Source organism: Larkinella sp. (assembly GCF_965227735.1).
In the GTDB taxonomy this organism is placed as follows: domain Bacteria; phylum Bacteroidota; class Bacteroidia; order Cytophagales; family Spirosomataceae; genus Larkinella.
On record NZ_OZ245776.1, the window covers coordinates 6284275 to 6303139 of the forward strand.

General features: G+C 54.1%; 12 protein-coding genes. 8 read left to right on the forward strand and 4 right to left on the reverse strand.

Annotated elements, in window-relative coordinates:
• Positions 1-32: 32 nt before the first annotated feature.
• Positions 33-503 (forward strand): GNAT family N-acetyltransferase, encoded by a 471-nt coding sequence (locus ACO064_RS24565; protein WP_421829849.1) that lies wholly within the window; start codon positions 33-35, stop codon positions 501-503.
• A 7-nt stretch (positions 504-510) separates the two neighbouring features.
• Here the strand turns inward: ACO064_RS24565 and ACO064_RS24570 are convergent, their stop codons facing one another.
• Positions 511-948, reverse strand: a complete 438-nt coding sequence (locus ACO064_RS24570) for a hypothetical protein (RefSeq protein WP_421829850.1) — start codon at positions 946-948, stop codon at positions 511-513.
• A gap of 13 nt (positions 949-961) precedes the next feature.
• Here ACO064_RS24570 and arfB point away from each other — a divergent pair, with 13 nt between their 5' ends.
• The gene (arfB, locus tag ACO064_RS24575; protein WP_421829851.1) at positions 962-1366 is read left to right on the forward strand and encodes an alternative ribosome rescue aminoacyl-tRNA hydrolase ArfB; all 405 of its coding nucleotides are present in this window, start codon (positions 962-964) and stop codon (positions 1364-1366) included.
• 6 nt (positions 1367-1372) lie between these two features.
• Positions 1373-2758: an FAD-binding oxidoreductase gene (locus ACO064_RS24580; RefSeq protein WP_421829852.1), complete on the forward strand. Its 1386-nt coding sequence runs from the start codon at positions 1373-1375 to the stop codon at positions 2756-2758.
• A 239-nt stretch (positions 2759-2997) separates the two neighbouring features.
• Here ACO064_RS24580 and ACO064_RS24585 read toward each other — a convergent pair whose 3' ends face one another.
• Positions 2998-4032: a DUF3500 domain-containing protein gene (locus ACO064_RS24585; RefSeq protein WP_421829853.1), complete on the reverse strand. Its 1035-nt coding sequence runs from the start codon at positions 4030-4032 to the stop codon at positions 2998-3000.
• A gap of 290 nt (positions 4033-4322) precedes the next feature.
• Between ACO064_RS24585 and ACO064_RS24590 the strand changes: the two genes are divergently transcribed.
• From ACO064_RS24590 to ACO064_RS24600, 3 genes are all read left to right on the forward strand, one after another.
• Positions 4323-9242 carry a glycoside hydrolase family 44 protein gene (locus ACO064_RS24590; RefSeq protein ID WP_421829854.1) on the forward strand — a complete coding sequence of 1640 codons (4920 nt, stop codon included), beginning with the start codon at positions 4323-4325 and terminating at the stop codon, positions 9240-9242.
• Positions 9243-9383: 141 nt separating this feature from the next.
• Positions 9384-10586: a sensor histidine kinase gene (locus ACO064_RS24595; protein ID WP_421829855.1), complete on the forward strand. Its 1203-nt coding sequence runs from the start codon at positions 9384-9386 to the stop codon at positions 10584-10586.
• Positions 10558-11325 carry a LytR/AlgR family response regulator transcription factor gene (locus ACO064_RS24600; RefSeq protein ID WP_421829856.1) on the forward strand — a complete coding sequence of 256 codons (768 nt, stop codon included), beginning with the start codon at positions 10558-10560 and terminating at the stop codon, positions 11323-11325. The genes ACO064_RS24595 and ACO064_RS24600 overlap by 29 nt, the downstream gene beginning before the upstream one ends.
• Before the next feature lie 89 nt (positions 11326-11414).
• Here the strand turns inward: ACO064_RS24600 and ACO064_RS24605 are convergent, their stop codons facing one another.
• Together ACO064_RS24605 and ACO064_RS24610 are read right to left on the reverse strand one after the other, a co-directional pair.
• Positions 11415-12071 carry a 3-keto-disaccharide hydrolase gene (locus tag ACO064_RS24605; protein WP_421831063.1) on the reverse strand — a complete coding sequence of 219 codons (657 nt, stop codon included), beginning with the start codon at positions 12069-12071 and terminating at the stop codon, positions 11415-11417.
• A gap of 313 nt (positions 12072-12384) precedes the next feature.
• Positions 12385-13788 carry a Gfo/Idh/MocA family protein gene (locus tag ACO064_RS24610; protein WP_421829857.1) on the reverse strand — a complete coding sequence of 468 codons (1404 nt, stop codon included), beginning with the start codon at positions 13786-13788 and terminating at the stop codon, positions 12385-12387.
• A gap of 312 nt (positions 13789-14100) precedes the next feature.
• Here ACO064_RS24610 and ACO064_RS24615 point away from each other — a divergent pair, with 312 nt between their 5' ends.
• On the forward strand, positions 14101-15372 hold the full coding sequence (locus tag ACO064_RS24615) for a Gfo/Idh/MocA family oxidoreductase (protein ID WP_421829858.1): 1272 nt from the start codon (positions 14101-14103) through the stop codon (positions 15370-15372).
• Between the two features lie 37 nt (positions 15373-15409).
• The gene (locus ACO064_RS24620; protein WP_421829859.1) at positions 15410-18793 is read left to right on the forward strand and encodes a family 16 glycoside hydrolase; all 3384 of its coding nucleotides are present in this window, start codon (positions 15410-15412) and stop codon (positions 18791-18793) included.
• Positions 18794-18865 lie beyond the last annotated feature (72 nt).

Consider the following 18865-nt stretch of genomic DNA (forward strand, 5'->3'; position numbering starts at 1 on the left):
GTCATAACCTCATTTTCGCAATGGAAGAAACAATGAAACAGCTCGACGAAGTGGAAATCATTGATTTCGATCCGGCCTATCGCCAACAGTTCAAGCAGTTGAATCTGGCTTGGATTGAGAAGTATTTCAAAGTGGAAGAACCCGATATTCGTGCCTTGAGCAACCCCGAAGAATACGTGATTGCCAAAGGGGGACGGGTATTTTTTGCCCGGTATCGGAGTGATATTGTGGGAACCTGTGCGCTGCTTAAAAACAGCAGCGAAATCTATGAACTGGGCAAAATGGCCGTGGCACCGGAAGCCCAGGGCAAACAGATTGGGAAAAAACTTTGTCTGCACGCCTTGGAAGTGGCCCGGCAAATGGGGGCCAAACAGATCTATCTGGAATCCAACACCAGCCTGACTCCCGCCCTGGAGTTGTATAAAAAAGTAGGTTTTTATAAGGTCGAATCCGGGCCGTCTCCCTACCAACGGTCGAACATCAAGATGCAGATCGACCTCTAAAACCGCCTTACGAGAGCTGAATCGCCAGGTTGCGCAAAGCCGCTGCGACGCCTTCCAATTGGGAGGGTAGCTCGCCTTCGGGGCCTACTTCGGTTGCGTATTCAGTCGTGGCGTCGGCAATTTCATTCAGGAGACGCTGGGTTGTGGCCTGATCAGGTGCTTTAGTGGTCAGGGCGTCGCTCAGTTCCGAGAGTTTTTCGCTCAGGGGCTGCGTGTTTTCGGTCTGTTTCAGGATGTCGATCCATTTTTGAAGTAGGCTGGTATCGGCTTTGCCGGTTTCCAGATCAATGCCGTTGGTCAGGGTATCGATCGTATTATCAAGCAGTTCGCTTGTGTTGGGAAGGTTGTCTAAAAAATCGTTTTGGGGCTCCATTTTGCTCGAATGCTCTATCGTATTCCTGAAAACTGAACCGCTGGTGTCGGGGATTGTTTGTAGCTTTGTCAAGTTTTTGCAGAACATGGACCCAACCCGATTATTCCCCGAATTACAATTCCAGTTTGCCCGCAGTGGGGGCAAAGGCGGTCAGAACGTGAACAAGGTAGCGACAAAAGCCGAATTATACTTCGACATTCCCAACTCAGCGGTGTTGACGGAGGAAGAGAAAGCGGTTTTGCTCGAAAAACTCGTCAACAAGATCACCACCGAAGGCGTGTTGGTGCTTTATCACCAGACCGAACGGACCCAACTGGGCAACCGCGACAAGGTTACCGAGAAATTCTACCAGCTTATCCGCAAGGCGTTTGAGAGAGAAAAGCCCCGGAAAGCCACCCGGCCGACGAAGGCATCGCGGGAGGAGAAACTGGTGGCGAAGAAAAAACGGGGCGAAGTCAAAGAACGCAGAAAAAAAGTTGATTTTGACTAAAACTGCATGGACGATCTTCTCAAACAAACCGTTTCGGCGGAACTACGGAATCTTTTTGGTGACCGGGTTTCCGAAAGCACCGAAATCAGAAACGAACACGGCGTTGGATTCAGCTATCACACCTGTATGCCACCGGATTGGGTCGTTTTCCCGCGTTCGACGGAAGAAATTGCAGCCCTCGTTGTCATTTGTGGCATGCATCAGATTCCGGTTATTCCATTCGGTGCAGGCACTTCGCTGGAAGGCCACATTCTGGCCCTGAAGGGCGGTGTCTGCGTTGATCTTCGGTTGATGAATCAGATTCTGGAAATCGACCCTGCCAATATGTGTGCCACCGTTCAGGCGGGGGTAACTCGCAATCAACTGGACGAAAGACTGGAAGGGAGCGGATTCTTTTTTCCGATCGGTCCCGGCGTCAATGCCACCCTGGGCGGTATGGCCAGCACCCGGGCGTCGGGTACGAATGCGGTTCGCTACGGGACGATGAAAGACAATGTGTTGTCGCTGAAGGTGGTATTGCCGGACGGAAAGATGATTAAAACCGCCAGCAAAGCCCGCAAATCATCGTCCGGCTATGACCTTACCCGTTTGTTCGTTGGTTCGGAGGGGACACTCGGGATTCTGGCCGAACTCACGATCCGATTACACAGCTATCCGGAAACGATTTATGCCGCCGTTTGCTCTTTTCCGGACGTGGAAGCTGCAGTGAATACCGCTATTAAAACGATTCAGGCGGGTGTGGCGATTGCAAAAATTGAGTTGCTGGATGCCTTGCTGATGCACGCCGTCAATCGTTTTTCCGGACTCGATTATCCGGAAAAACCAACTTTATTACTGGAATTTCATGGTTCACCGGCGGAAATAGAAGCACAAATCACGACCGTTCAGGCGTTTGCCCGCTCGTTTGGTGCCACCGATTTTATTTGGGAAAAAGATGAAGCGGCCCGCTTGAAACTGTGGCGAGCCCGGACTGATGCCGCTCCATCGGCCATGGCGATGGTTCCCGGTTCTAAACTGATGTCGACTGATGTTTGTGTGCCGATTTCGCGGCTGGCAAAATGCATTGTCGATACCCAGGCCGACATTGCTGCAACCGGACTGTTTGCCCCCATTCTCGGACACGTCGGCGACGGCAATTTTCACTTGTCGATTCCCATCGACCCCACAGTACCCGGTCAGTTCGAAAAAGCAAAAGCGTTGAACGAGCGCCTGGTTCAGCGGGCGCTGGAACTGGAAGGAACCTGTTCGGGTGAGCACGGAATCGGCATTGGAAAACTGGCGTATCTAGCTCAGGAACACGGCGAAGCCCTCGACGTAATGCGGGCAATCAAACAGGCCCTCGACCCCAACAACCTTATGAACCCCGGAAAATTGCTGCCACCGGTTTCGTAATTCCCCGAATCATGGATAAAATAAGCGGCAAGTGGCTGACTTACAGTGAAATCCCGTAGGGATGACTGATTTTGTAGAAAAACAAGCTAAGAAATAGTGCCAGTAAGTCCCGTAGGGACGACCGATTGACTAGTCTATGGGCCATCCCTACGGGACTTACTGGCTTTGGTTGTCAATCGACAGGCTACAACATTGACCATCCCTACGGGATTATTCGCGTTACCTTTACAGTCGATTCCTTACTTATGCTGCGATTTGTAATGTTCCGCCAGCACATCTTCGCCAAAATCACTGGTTAAATCCCGCACTACGGTGTGGGTGTGGTTCGCCTGATTCTGCGCATTGTCGTACTCAATCAGGAGCGTAGGGCCGTGAATACGGTAATATTGCCCTTTGCCGGGACCAAAACCGGGTTGCCGGTCACCCGCCCAGGCAAACACCAGTTTGTCCAGCCCGATTTTTTTCAGTTTGTCCATCTGCTGGTTCTTCAGCGTCACGTGGTAGTTGTTCAGGTAGGTATCCAGCAAGGTCAGAAAGGTTTTCTGCTGGCTTTCCGTCAGTTTCGGAAACGGAATGCCCTCCATTTTTTCGATGGATACTTTCCGAACGTTGGTGGAGAAAATTTCCTGCGGAGACGTTTCGCTCATGAGGGCCATCTTTAACTGGTCGCTGTTCAGTGAGTTGACCAGCGCCAGCCCCAACTCGGCTTCCTGTTTCAGAATTTGCTTGCCTTTCTGCGGCACATCGACCCGGACGATGTCGGGATTGCTGCCGAGGAAGGTGGGCGTCATGCCCGATATTTTGCCCGTCAGCGACGAAAATTGCCACAGCAAATGGTGCCCATTGAGCCGCCAGCCCCAGGGTTCCTTGCTGTTCGGTTCGCCAAAAAACGTGAAAAAGTAGTTGATCGGATCACGGTGGGTGTCGTTCGGCGGGCGGTTTTCCTGAACGCGCAGCACATTTTCCATGTCCATAATGGCGGTTGTCTTCTCAAATCCCTGCTCGCTCATGGCCAGTTTCACCAGGGCCATGGCGGCTTTCTGCTGTTCGGGCGTCATTTTTTTCATCGACAGCCCTTTGCGCGGAACCGGCGTGTAAAACCACACAAACCGTTCGTCGTCGTTGAACGGAAATAGCGCCACTTTGCGCTGTTCTTCATCGAGGGTTTTCAGGAAGGAGGTCACGGCGGCTGCCATTTCCTTGCCGATAGGTTCGCGGGAAGGGGGCGTAAAGGCCAGCAAAAAACCGGTCAGGAAGATAAAGTACTTTTTCATGAAGGCTTAGGAATTTTGGGGGGAAGATACGGAATTTTACGGTTTGTAGTAGCACAATTTGTTTTCCGGAACCGGGCTGAGTACCCAAGCCGCATCCTGCCTTCTTTTCATCCGCTGCAAACCCCCGTTTGAATAATAGAAAATCCAGTTCAGCCATTTGTGCTTAATTCCGGGATTTCAGATGTCGTATTTTGTCTGATAAATAACCGGATCAATCCCCTTTTTACCCTTCGTTCGGGCGTTCAGTATAACAACAAAACAAGTCCACTATTCACTTATCATTTACCACCGTGCCACAACCTGTAAACAACAACCGGTTTCGGAGCTTCCGGCTTACGAAGCCAAGCCTTTTCTGGAAGTTCCCCCTGTTAGGCTTCATGCTCATTCTGTTGAGTCGCTACGCCTACAGCCAGACCCGCGTCAATTTTAGCATCAATCCACAAAATTCCCGCAAGCCGATCAGCCAGCTGATTTACGGCACCAACGATCAGTATCCCCACGCGACCGCCAAACGGCTGGGCGGCAACCGCATTACGAACTACAACTGGGAGAATAATGCATCGAACGCCGGTTTTGACTGGTTTCACGAAAGCGATAATTACGTCCCCGGACAGCAGAATGTGCCTGATAATCAATACGATGTTCCGGGAGCCGCCCTGTCGACATTTCATCAGCGGTCGTTGAATCAGAACGCCTACTCGCTGGTGACGCTTCCCATGGCGAAATACGTGACGAAGGATAAAAACGGGGCCGTTACGCCGGAGCAGGCGGCTCCATCAAGCCGTTGGGCGGCTGTCAAATACCGCAAACCCAGCCCGTTTACCCTGCTGCCTGATGTCAACGATGGCGAGGTGTACGTGGACGAGGAACTGAATTATCTGCAACACCACTTTGGCCGGAGCAACACCGCGCGGGGTGTTCGGGGCTATGCGCTGGACAACGAACCGGGTTTGTGGGCCAGTTCCCACAGCCGGATGTGGGGCACAACGCCGGTCAGCGTTCGCTACCTGATGGACAACTCCTTTGAACTGGCCCAGCGCATCAAGGAAATGGACCCCACGGCCGAAGTTTTCGGCCCCGCGTCGTTTGGGATCTCTGAGTTTGAAAACCTGCAATTTGCACCCGACTGGGACCAGGAAAAGGGCAATTATCCCATTTTTCTGGATTTGTACCTGGGGAAGATGCGGGAAAAAGAACAACAGGGCGGAAAGCGGTTGCTCGACGTACTGGACGTACACTGGTATCCGGAACGGAGAAATGACGGCCTTCGTCCGACCGACAACCGGACCGACTACGCCAACAATGCCGCCCGCATGGCCATGACCCGTTCGTTGTGGGACCCGACGTATAGTGAAGGGACGTTCGTGAGCGATGATCCGGTCAAACGGCAACTGTTTTTGCCCTTTCTGCCCAAAATGCACCAGCACATCGGGCAGTATTATCCGGGAACGAAACTGGCCATTACCGAATACAGCTACATGGGTCTGACGCACGCTTCCGGCGGGATTGCCCAGGCCGACGCGCTGGGAATCTTTGGAAAGCAGGGCGTTTACCTGGCTACGTACTGGGGTGGCGTCGTGGATTTTATCAAATCTGGGTTTGACCTGTACCGCAACTATGATGGTCAGGGTGGTCACTTTGGTGATACTTCGGTGGAGTCAGGCACGAATGATCTGGTCAATACCTCGGTTTTTGCGTCCATCAACGGCAGTGACGATGCGAAACTGCACGTCGTGGCCCTCAGCAAAAACCAGGATGGCCCCATCACCGCCACTTTTACCATCGGCGGCAGTCGGTCATACAAAAGTGCCACGGTTTGGGCGTTCGACAATTCCAGCCCGGTCCTGAAACAATTGAAAAGCGTTCGAACTATCAACAACAATACCTTCGAATACGTACTGCCAGCGTTGACGGCCTGCCATTTCGTTTTGTCGGAAGAAAATATTGCCATTTATCCCGACATTACCGAAACGACGATCAATCCGTCGGCGGGCTATTCCGACGGGACGGCAACGTTTGAGATAATGGCCAAAGTAGCCGATAGTGACAATGATCTCGCGGGTGTAATGGCCGATCTGAGTCCGCTGGGCGGGGCTGCTGCTGTGGCGTTTACGGCCAGTTCGACGGAAGCGGGGCTGTATCGCCTGTCGGTTCAGGTGCCTGTTGGAACCGCGGCCGGATCGAAATCCATTAAAATTACCGCGAAGGATGCGACCAACCACACCGCCGAAGCCGCCGTTTCGTACCGGGTCATCAGGCGGACGGCGGAAACCGTGATCTGGGATGGCGACGAAATCAAGCGGGGCACCGGCGGTTCCTATTACGATCCGAGTGATACGCAGGCGCGAAATGCAAAAATAGAACGGCGCGAAACCGGTGGACAGCACCAGCCGGGCAGTCTGTTCATGCACTTCGAACACGCCAATAACCGCTACAACACCATGACCTGGCGGCTGACGGACAATGACAACCCCGCCGATGCCCGGGACATCCGGGATTTCGGCGCCCTGGAGTTTTACCTCAAATCCAATGCGCCCGAAAATTCCGATATCGAAGTGAGTCTGCGGGATGCTACGGCGCAAATGCACACCTCCAACACCGTATGGCTGAAGCAGGGCGGCTACCTCGGTTCGCTGAGTTCCAGTGGCTACACGCGGGTTAAAATTCCGCTGTCGGCCTTCACGACCGACTCGCAAATTGATCTCGGACAGATCTGGCAGTTGAATTTTAACTGCAACACGGCTCAGAAACCGTTCGATGTGTGGATCGACGACGTGCGGGTGCTGCCGTATTCCAACCCGGTTTTGCAACCCGTTATCCGCGAAACGGGGGTTACACCGACCGCCGGATATGCCGATGGAAAAACGACCGTTACGGTTTTTGCGCAGGTAGATGACCCGGACAACAACCTGCGGGCGGTAACCGTCGATCTGGCTCCGCTGGGGCTTACCAATAAACAGGCCATGACGCTCGAAAACGGCCGGTATTCGGCAACGGCAACGGTTCCGTCGGGCGTTGTCAAAGGCACAAAGCAACTCAATATTGCGGCTGTGGATGCCGAGGGGAACTCCGCCGATGCGTCCGTTCAGTTCACGGTGAATGAGCCCGCCAGTTCGGTGGTGCTGTGGGATGGCGATGTGGTGAATACCGGGAAACCGACTACGCTCAACACCGTGACGACCTGCGTAGTCGATGAAGCCAACGGCAACAAGGCTCCCAAAAGCATGAAAATGCATTTCGATATGGCCGACAACGGTTTTGCCGCTATGGTTTGGGACTGGAACGAAAACACCAACGACGAAGCTATCAAAGACCTGAGTACCAAGGGCTACGTAACGTTTTACGTGAAAGTCAGCAATCCCGGAGAAAACTTCGATTTTCAGGTGTTTTTGAAAGATCGTTCAGCCGCAAGCACCTCGCCCGTGCCGGTGCGCGGAGGGGGCTATGTGACGAGTTTTAGCGGTGATTACCAGCGTGTTCGGGTTCCAATGAGCGCGCTGCTGGCGGGTGACAAAATTGATACGAAGCAGGTGACGCGGATCGGTTTTCTGTCGACCGGACTGGACAAGGCCTACGATTTCTGGGTCGATGACATCGAAGCGGGGGGCAGCAATGTCGCCGATGTCAAACTGACGGCGCAAAATGCCGCCTGCGGTTCTACCGGAGCCATTCGGGTGGTTTCCATCAACGGCAGCGAAGCGGTTTCGGGGTATACCTTTTACCTGAACAACGTGGTCAATCCGGCCGGGGAGCATGTGGCGGTTTTCAGCAATCTGGCCCCCGGAAAATACGATTTGCGGATCGAAGGGAACGACGGTTTTCTGTATTACGAAAATGTACCCATCGGTGGAGGCACCAATCCGCTATCGGCGGCCATTGTGCAGAATCAGACGACGCTGGATTTAACCGTTTCGGGCGGCAGCGGTTCGTACAACTATCGCTGGTCGAATGGTAGCAACACAGAAGATCTAGCTAACGTAACACCTGGTTCGTATCGCGTCACGGTGACGGATCAGGTGAGCGGGTGTACCATCGAAGCGTCCATCATCGCAACAGGCGGAACCGCTGGCGCGGACTTTGTGGTGACCGACGCGACGTGTAAACCCAATGGCCGGATCGAGGTACAAAATGTTACTGGCTCGGGAGGTAACACGAAGTATACCATCAATGGAAAACCGAATCCGGCGGGGGCCGACCAGCCCGTGTTCAGCGACCTGGCTGCGGGCGATTACGAGATTGTTATTACGGGGGATGGCGATTTCCGGTTCGCCAAAACCGTTTCCGTGCAGGACAAGGGCGAAAAACCGGTCGTTCAGGCGGAGATCAGTATCGAAAATGAAAAAGCGTACATCAATCTGACGGTTACCGGTGGCAGCGGAATTTACCTCTACAAATGGTCGGAAGGTTCGGAATCCCAAAATTTGTGGGAAGTTCTCGACGGCACCTACCAGGTGGAGGTGATCGATGCGGCTACGGGCTGTAGCACCACGTCTTCCTTCACCATCGTCATTCCCGGAATCGAGCTGACCCCTGAGAACCCCAGTTGTGCGCCCAATGGAAAGATCCGGGTAACCGCCGTGAAGGGTTCGGGTGGTAACAATAAATTCTTTATCAATGGCGAGCCCAATCCGGCCGGGATCAACAACCCCGAATTTGGGGGACTGGTGCCGGGGACCTTCCGCATCAAAGTAGAAGGCGACGGCGGTTTTCAGATTGAAAAAGAGGTGACGCTGGAAGGCTCCGGCTCGGCACCGGACGTCACGGCCAACGTCAGCTACCTGAACGGCAAGGGCTACATCAACCTGAACGTTACGGGCGGAAGTGGCATCTATACCTACGACTGGTCCAATGGCGCCACCACCCTGAACATCTGGGAAGTTCCGGCGGGTACGTATTCCGTCGTGGTCACCGACCTCGTCAGCCAATGCAAAACGACTTATTCGGCGACGCTGAGTGATGCCAGTGAAAGCATCATGATTTATCCCAACCCGGCGGTGGGTCAGGAACAGGTGCTGGTTCGCTATAATTTTGTAGATACCCAGATTCGGAAAGTGATGCTGAAAGATCACGTCGGCGTGGTGGTGTATACCGCCGACGTGGCCGAACATGCCACTGAAATAACCGTGCCGGTTCGGAATCTGCGAAGTGGAACGTATCTGGTGATTCTTGAGGGGAAAGTGCTGATAACGAAACACTTGATTGTTCAGTAGGGTAGGTGTCCTACCCGGTTTTACACGGCAGTCCGCGCGGGCTGCCGTGTATTTGTTTGGAAGAAAGGGAGGAGTGGAAGAAAAATTGCTTTGTCATTGGAGAGAGTCGCCGGAACCCGGTTATCGTCGTTCTGTTCACACATGAAATCCGCCATCGATCGCTTGTTGCAGACTTCGGGTCTGCCGCTGACCGTCCGCCAGTTCTGGTGGTACAGTTTTTTCTACTGGAGTTTTTTTTCGCTGATCTGGTATGGTCAGGCCGTTATGGTCTGGTTGCTCACGCCCAACGCCCGGCTGTATTTCACCGATACGCTCTACTGGCTGATCGAGCTGTTGTACTGGTGGGCTGCAACGCCCCTGGTCATTTTCTGCGCCCAGCGGTTTTCGCTGCTGAAAACCCAGCGTGCCAACCGGTTTATCACCCAGGTGCTGACGCATCTGCTGGTTGCTGCGGTGTTGTATGGGGTCGAACTGGTGGTGGAACATCTGTTGCTGGGAGCCGCCATTGCCCACGAGCAGGGGAAGGTGATCACCGTCCGGCGGGTGATGACGGTTTTTTTTCTGAGTTTTGGCAATGCGTTTGCCCAGTATATGTTGCTGGTGGTTTGCTACACCGTGTTGACGCACGTTTACCAACTGCAATCGTTGAAACAGCAACATTTGCAGGCCGAACTGGTCAACGAACAGCTCAAGAGCCAGTTGGCCAATGCGCAGTTGCAGGCATTGAAAATGCAGTTGAATCCTCATTTTCTGTTCAATACGCTCCATACGGTGGTCAGTTTGATGTTGCGAAACCAGACCCGCCGGGCCGCCCTAATGGTGACGACGCTGAGCGACCTGCTCCGGAGTGTGCTGGTTCGTCAGCAGGCCAACTTTATTTCGGTGCGCGACGAGATGACGCTGACCCGGCAGTACCTGTCGATCCAGCAAATTCGTTTCGAAGACCGCTTGATGGTCGAGTACGAAATTGCGCCCGAAGCCGAAGAATGCTTGTTGCCGCAGTTGATTCTGCAACCCATCGTCGAAAACGCCATCACCCACGGCATTGCCGACCTCACCGAAGGGGCGCTGATTCGCATCACAGCGCAACGGCTTGGCGATACCGTCGTGATTCAGGTGTTCGACAATGGGTTGGGTCAGGAACAATTGCACGATACGTCCGGGATGGGCCTGGGCCTGTCCAACACCCTTTCGCGGCTGGAAAAAGCGTACGGCGAACAGGCGACGATGCAGTTCGATCAGCCGCCGGGCGGCACCACCACCGTCAGCCTGCGGATTCCCTGCCAGTGTTCTTTGTTAAATTCAACGGTAACCCATGAATCCGTATCACACGCTCATCATTGACGACGAACTGGCCGCCCGCGAGGTGATCCGTACGTTGCTGGCCGACACGCCCATGCTCCGGGTGGTCGACGAAGCGGCCAATGGACTGGAGGCTGTGCAGAAAATTCTGCTTCACCGCCCGCACCTGATTTTTCTCGACATTCAGATGCCCCGGCTCGACGGCTTCAGCGTGCTGCGGAAAGTCTGGCCCGACCACCAGCCGACGGTGGTGTTCACGACGGCCTACGATCAGTATGCCCTCCAGGCTTTCGAAGTCAACGCCATCGATTATTTGCTCAAGCCTTTCGATGAAATCCGCTTCGGACAGGCACTGGGCCGGGCCATCGAGCGGCTCAACAACCAGAACCAGCCCAAAATCGAGGCTCTGCTGGCCCAACTGCTGAGTGCGCACACGCCCGCACCCCCGCGCGAATACCTGTCGCGGGTGCTGGTGAAGGAGCAGGGCCGGATGTATTTCGTGAATCTGAACGACGTGCAGTTTTTGGATGCGGACGGCAATTACATCACCCTGCACACGGCCACCGGCAAGCACATCGTGTACGACAGCCTGACGAAGCTCGAAACCCGGCTCGATCCGAACCAGTTTGTCCGGATGCACCGCTCACACATTGTCAATCTGGCCTACGTTCAGGAGGTGGAAACCCATTTCAACGGCGATTACATCGTTCACCTCAAGCTGGGGCAGACGCTGAAATGGACCCGCAATTACCGGGACAAAATTCAGGCGTTTCTGGGGTGAACGCGCTTTTCGTACTATAAAAACGGGGTGTTTCCGGACGGTTTCAAAAACCGTCCGGAAACACCCCGTTAAAAAAACTGTCTACTATCCTACAACTCCCGAATCCGGATGTTTTTATACCAGACCACTTCTTTCGGGCTGTGGTTTTGCAGCGCGATTTTGCCTTTGGTGTGGGCTTTGGCATAATTCCAGTCTTTGAACTTGCTGCCGGCCACCATCTTCTGCCATTCGTCCCCGCCGTAGTGGTATTCCACCACTTTCTTGCCGTTCAGGTAATGCTCGACGTGGTTGTTGTTCACCACAATCCGGCCTTTGTTCCACTGCCCGGCGGGTTTGTTGATCGTCAGGTCGCTGGGCGCAATCATGTCGTAGTTGGCCCCCGTCAACTGGCTGCCTTTCAGCTTGGCACCGTCGCCCAACTGGTAACCGGTATCGTCGATCACCTGGTATTCGGGGCCGGACCAGTACGTGGCCTTGTTCGCCGGATCTTCGATCACTTTATAAACCACCCCGCTGTTGCTCTTGGGCGGCAGTTTAAACTCAAATTCCAGCTCGAAATTTTCGTATTCCTTGTCCGTCACGAGGTCACCGCCGGTGCCGTCGGGCGTCAGTGTTCCGTCTTCGATGTTCCAGCCAATGGCCTTGTCTTTCAGGTAACTGTGCCAGCCTTTCGTGGATTTTCCGTCGAACAGCGACACCCATTTGCCGGGTTTCGAGCCTGCATTCGAAAGGCTCATGAGGGTCATAACGCCCGCCAGCAGGGCCAGGGCGAAGGTTGCTTTTTTCATGGTTTTGTAGGGTTTGTTTTTCCTTCGTTATTCAATATTCGCTATTTATGATTCGATATTAAGTAGGACTTTCGCTTTTGCCCCTAAATCCCCTAAAGGGGACTTGGACGCAGCTTAATCCGGATGCTAAAAGTCCCCTTTAGGGGATTTAGGGGCAAAAGGAAGTACAACAGAATTATCAGACGTAAGTCCTAATTAAGAAGTAGCTTTTAAATATCGAATCATGAATAACGAATATTGAATAGCGAAGGGTGATTATGAAAAGGGGAACCTATACAGCATTCATAATTTTCATGGCATTCGGATCCCAGTTGACGATCTGCTTTTTGAACAGACTGATGTTGCCACACTGCGTCGGTCCACAGGCCCGAAGCCCGAAGGTTGCATCTTCGGCCACCGGTTTCTGGTTGCGAACCGAATCGAAGAAGTTGACAAAGTGTTCGTAGCGGTCGCCTTTGTAATCTTTCGGCGTCTTGTAGACCATTTCGCGCGGGCCTTCCATTTCGGGGCGCTCGGGATACATTTTTTTGTATTCCTTCAGGTACGCTTCCTGCTGGTCTTTCGGAAAATTGCTGATCGACAGACCGGGCGCTTTGGGCAGTTTGTGGTGCCGAACCGTCAGGCTATCCCAGCCAACCGACAGATCGCCTTCCGTCCCCACCAGCCGAACCAGATAACCGCCACCGCCACCATCGACGAAATTGCTCCGCGTCGTCAGGTTGAATTCCGGATGCTCGGCGGTTTTTGGATAATCGAAAATGGCAAGGTGAATATCCGGCACATCACGACCGTCTTTCCAGAACCGCAGCCCACCGCTGGCATACACCCGGTTGGGGCCTTTGGAACCCGTGATGGTATGGAGCGTCGTCAGCAGGTGAACGTAGAGGTCACCGGCCACCCCCGTTCCGTAGTCCTGGTAGTTTCTCCATCTGAAAAACCGCTTCGGGTCCCACTCACGCTTCTTGGCGGTTCCCAGATAGGTGTCCCAGTCCACGGTTTGGGGCGAAGCATCCGGCGGAATGGAATATTGCCAGGCCCCCATCGCGCTGTGGCGGTCGTATTGGGCTTCGGCAAAAACCAGCTCGCCAATGTCGCCGGTTTTCAGCAATTCTTTGGCTTTGGCGATGATGATGGAACTGGCAAACTGGCTGCCAACCTGAAACACTTTACCGGTTTCTTTCTGAACTTTGATCAGTGTATGGCCATCTTCGACCTTCTGCACCATCGGCTTTTCACAGTAGACGTGTTTGCCTTTGCGCATGGCGTCGGTCGAGATTTTTTCGTGCCAGTGGTCGGTCGTTCCGTTGATAATCACGTCGACGTCCGACCGTTCGAGCACCTGACGGTAGTCGCGGGTGGTGAACAACCCATCGCCCCACAGTTCTTTGGCCCGGCGCAGACGGCCGTCGTAGAGGTCACAGGCGGCAATGATTTCGGTGCCTTCGACCATCAGCGCGGTCTCCGTATCCCCAATGCCCATGCCGCCCGTTCCGATCAGTCCGATGCGGACTTTATCATTAGCGGCTGTGCTGCTGTGACTTTTCACTAAATTAAGGTACATCGGAGCCGTACCGGCCTGGGCGAGCGAAGACGGAACGGCCGCGGCTGCGGTTCCGGCCAGTCCCAATGTTTTTAGAAAGGACCGACGAGAAGGAACCTGTTCAGGGTTTTCCATAGAATTAAATTAGGCGTTTACAGGAAGCCGTAATTTACGACTTTTTAGTTTACGTCCGGAAAAACACCCCGCGAAATGAGGTGATTGGGCGGGTGATGGTCTTATTAAGGGGAAAAGTAGTAGTATTGTAGATCAACCCCAAAATGCAGATTTAGGAAGTATTTTTCATTCCCTTCGTTATTCGGTATCCAGTGTTCAATATTCGTTATTTAGTGTTTGTTATTTGGTTCTGAAAAATACAAATATTGAATATTGAACACTGAATAACGAATACTGAATACCGAAGGGGACTGGCTATAACAAACTGACGAGATGGCAGTAAAAAAAATCCCTTCAAGACGTACCTTTCTCAAAAACTCGCTGGGAACCCTGGCGGCTTTTACCATTGTTCCGCGCCATGTGCTGGGCAAAGGCTATCTGGCGCCCAGCGACCAGCTTTCCAAAGGCATCATCGGCATTGGCGGCATGGGCCGGGGACACATTCCCTACGCCGGAACGCGCGTGGCGGCCATTTGCGATGTCGATACGCGGCACCTGGAACTGGCCAAAGGGATCATCAAAGACCCCGCGCTCAAAACCTTCAGGGATTTCCGGGAACTGATTCAACTGCCCGAAGTCGATATTGTCCACATTGCCACCCCGCCCCACTGGCACGGCATCATGGCGGCCGAAGCAGCCCGCGCCGGAAAAGACATCTGGTGCGAAAAACCGATGACCACCACCATCGGCGAAGGCAAACGGGTGATGGAAGCGGTGCAGCAACACGGCCGGATTTTTCGGCTCAACACCTGGTTTCGGTTCGAATCCAATTTCTACGGCATGGGAACGCCCGTCAAACCGATCAAAAAGCTGGTCGACAGCGGTTTGCTGGGCTGGCCGTTGAAGGTAACCGTGAGCAAACACACCGGTTTCGACTGGAAATTTTACTGGGTCGGAAAAACCGACCTGGAGCCCATGCCCGTGCCGCCCGAACTGGATTACGAGACCTGGTTGGGTCCGGCTCCCTACAAACCGTATAACGAACACCGGGTTCACAACACCTTTAGGGGCTATTGGGACTACGACGGGGGCGGGTTGGGCGATATGGGACAACATTATTTAGACCCCATTCAGTATTTTCTGGGGAAAGACGACACCAGCCCCATTTCGGTGGAAATCGACGCGCCCCAGCAACATCCCGACGCTGTTGGCACCTGGCGACGCATCGAATACACCTACGCCGATGGCTGTAAAATCATTCTGGATGGCGAGGGCAAGGATGTCAATATGCCCTATATCGAAGGGCCGAAAGGGAAATTGTATCAGGGCTTCAAGTCCGACATTCCGGATTTGCAGAAAAAACTGGCCGCTTTTCCCGAGCCATTGCCGCAGCAAACTGACTTCGTGGATGCCGTTCGGGGCCGCAAGCGGTTTGCGCTTAACGAAGCAAATGGCTACCGTTCCTGCACTCTGATCAACATGGGAAAGATCGCTCTGCAACTGGGTCGCTCGCTGAAATTTGATCCGGTCAATCAGGTATTTGTCAACGACGAGGGCGCCAATCGGCTGATTGACCAACCCATGCGCGCACCCTGGATTCTGTAATAACTGCCGTTGGCCCTTTTAACCTCGTTATTCTGTTATGAAATTTCCTCAGATGGCCTTTGCGGGCCTGTTTTTACTCACTTCAACCAGTTGGGCGCAACCCAAACCCGACCCGCGCCCCCTCGAAAACCGGGTCGCTGATGAGCTGGCGCAACTACCTGCGTTAGACAGTAAGCAGTTGATCACCAGCATGGACGCGATGGCGGCTTTGGGGTCGGCCGGCCTTCAGGAAATGGTGTCACGGCTGGCGGCACCCGGCAAAGGCGACAACACGGCTCTGGAATACGCACTGGGCGGTTTTTCCTATTACGTTACCAAACCGGGCAAGGAAGCACAGCGGGCGGTGGCGGTGCGGGCCTACGGGCAGTCGCTGGAAAAACTAACCGACCCGGAAAGTAAGGCATTTATCCTCAGTCAATTGCAGATCGTGGGGAAAGATGATGCCGTTGTTTTTCTGAAACCGTATCTAACCGACGAGCGGCTTTGCGCCCCGGCGGTTCGGGCGTTGGTCAAGATCAACACGCCCCCGGCTCAGAAAGCGGTGTTACAAGCTTTGGCCGAATCGCAGGGAGCCAGCCGTCTGTCCCTGGTAAAAGCTCTGGGCGACACGCGCTACCAGCCCGCAGCCCCGGCGCTGATGCCGTTGGTGGAGCAGGGCGATCCGAAACTGAGCAAAGTGACGCTGTATGCCCTGGCCCGACTGGCGGCTCCAACTGCCGGTGCGGTTCTGGCCAAAGCCGCCGAACAAAGCGGTTTTACGTATGACGTAACGGAAGCCACCGCCAGCTACCTCGATTATCTCAAACAACTCTCGGTGTCGGGCAAAAAACCGCAGGCCGACGTGCTGGCCCGGAAACTGCTGGAACAATGTACGGATGCGAAACAGGTTCATACGCGCTCGGCCGCGCTGAAAGTTCTGGTCGATAACAACCGGGAAAAAAGTCTGCCCCTGCTCACCACAGCGGTGCAGGACCCATCGGGCGAATACCGGGTTGCGGCTTTGAAACTGGCGACGGGTTTGAAGAATAAACCGCTCAATCTGCAATTGGCGAAACTGATTGCCAAAACCACCGGTGACGTGCAGAAAGACCTGGTCACGCAACTGGGACTGACCGGCGATGCCGCTCTGACACGGGTTTTGGTTCCGGGTCTGAAAAGCGACGATCAGGCGGTTCGGCTGGCGACTATTTCGGCCCTGGCCCACACCGGTCAGCAAAAGGCCTTGCCCGATTTGCTGGCGTTGCTGAAACGGGGTACGTCGCCGGAAATAATGGCGATCCGGGAAGCGGTGTTGACCCTCAAAGGACCTGACGTTTTGACCCAAATCACGCACGCGTTGCCGAGCATGCCCGCCGAGGCCCGGGCGGCTTTGCTGACGGTGCTGGGAGCCCGCGCTGCCGGATCGAGTGTGCAGCAGGTGCTGGCACAGGCGCAGGACAGCGATACCACCATTAGTCAGGCGGCCGCGGCCGCGTTGCCTTTTCTGGTTAGTCAGGAGCAGCTTCCGCAACTGGTGACTTTATTAACCAGCACAACGCAGCCGAAAGCCATTCGCTCGTTGCAACAAGCCCTGGCGGCTGCGACGGTTTCGGTGGGTGACTCGCTTCAACGGACGGATTTGTTACTCAGCACGATGCAACAGGCTCCGATGGCCGCGCAACCGCGTTTTCTGGGAGCTTTTGCCGGCATTGGCGGGCCAAAAGCGTTACAAATCGTGCAGGAATCTTTTGGAAAAGGCGACGGTATTGCCCAGCCTGCCGCCGTAGCGGCTTTGTCGGAGTGGTCGACGCCCGAAGCAGCTACGGCTTTGCTGGCGATTGCGCGGCAAAACAGCGTGGTTTCCGAATCGGCCCTGAGCGGTTATCTCAAACTCATCGACCGGTCAACTTTTCCGACCGATCAGCGGTTGCTTCTTCTGCGGGATGCGATGGATGTGGCCCGAACCCCGCAGCAGAAAATTGAAATCCTGAAATCGGTCAGCCGGTGCCGGACGTTCCTGGCGCTGGTTTTTGCCGGAAATTACCTGGACGATCCAGCGGTGCAGCAACAGGCGGCCGCGACGGTTTGGTCGGTTGCTGCATCCAGCCGGGATTTTATGGGGGAGGTGGTCCGGAAGTTGCTGGAAAAAGCCAGCCAGGTCATCACCGGTCCCGACAGCGAAACCCAGCGGCAGGCCATCCAGCGACGCCTGCAAACCCTGCCCGCTGGCGACGGTTTTGTGGCTTTATTCAACGGCAAAGATCTTTCGGGCTGGAAAGGGCTGGTGGAAAATCCGGTAAAACGAAGCAAGATGAGTGCCGATTCGCTGGCTCTGAAACAGCAGAAAGCCGATGAAATCATGCGGGCGGGCTGGTCGGTGAAAGACGGCTTACTGGTTTTTAACGGCCACGGTAACAACATCTGCACCACAAAACCGTACCAGGATTTTGAGATGCTGGTTGACTGGAAAATTACCAAAGAAGGCGACGCCGGTATTTACCTGCGCGGTACTCCGCAGGTGCAGATCTGGGACCCGGCGCGGACGAATGTGGGCGCGCAGGTCGGGTCGGGCGGATTGTATAACAACCAGAAGTTTGCCAGCAAACCGCTGAAACGGGTCGACAATCCGGTGGGCGAATGGAATACGTTCCGGATCATCATGAAAGGCGAACGCGTGACGGTTTATCTGAATGGCGAATTGGTGACGGACAACACGGTGCTGGAAAATTACTGGGATCGCAGCCAACCCATTTTTCCGTCGGAACAGATTGAACTTCAGGCGCATGGCACGTACGTGGCCTACCGGAATATCTACATTAAAGAATTGCCCCAACCCAAACCGTATCAATTGACCGAAGCCGAAAAACAGGACGGTTTTCAGGCGTTGTTCAACGGCAGCGACTTCAGTCAGTGGACCGGAAACACGAAGGATTATGTGGCCGAAGATGGCGACATTGTCTGGTACAACAACGGTGGGAAAGGCAATTTGTATACGAAAAAAGAATACGCGGATTTTGTGTTCCGGTTTGAATTTCAGCTAACGCCCGGTGCCAACAACGGTCTTGGCATCCGCGCTCCGCTGGAGGGCGATGCGGCCTACGTGGGCATGGAACTCCAGATTCTGGATAATGACGCCGATATCTACAAAAAACTGGAGGTGTACCAATACCACGGTTCGGTGTACGGCGTGATTCCGGCGAAACGCGGGGCGCTCAAACCGCTGGGCGAATGGAATGAGCAGGAAGTAACCGTGAAAGGTACTCAGGTGAAAGTGGTGTTGAACGGGATTCAGATTCTGAACGGCGACATTGCCGAAGCCAGCAAAAATGGCACGCTGGATCACAAGGAACACCCCGGTTTGCAACGTACCAAAGGCCACATCGGTTTTCTGGGCCACGGCTCCGTGTTGCGGTTTCGGAATATTCGGGTGAAGGAACTGTGAAATGAAATTTCAAATTATAAATGTAAAATGCTAAATGTAAAAGTACCCGCTTGGGGAACACTTTTACATTTA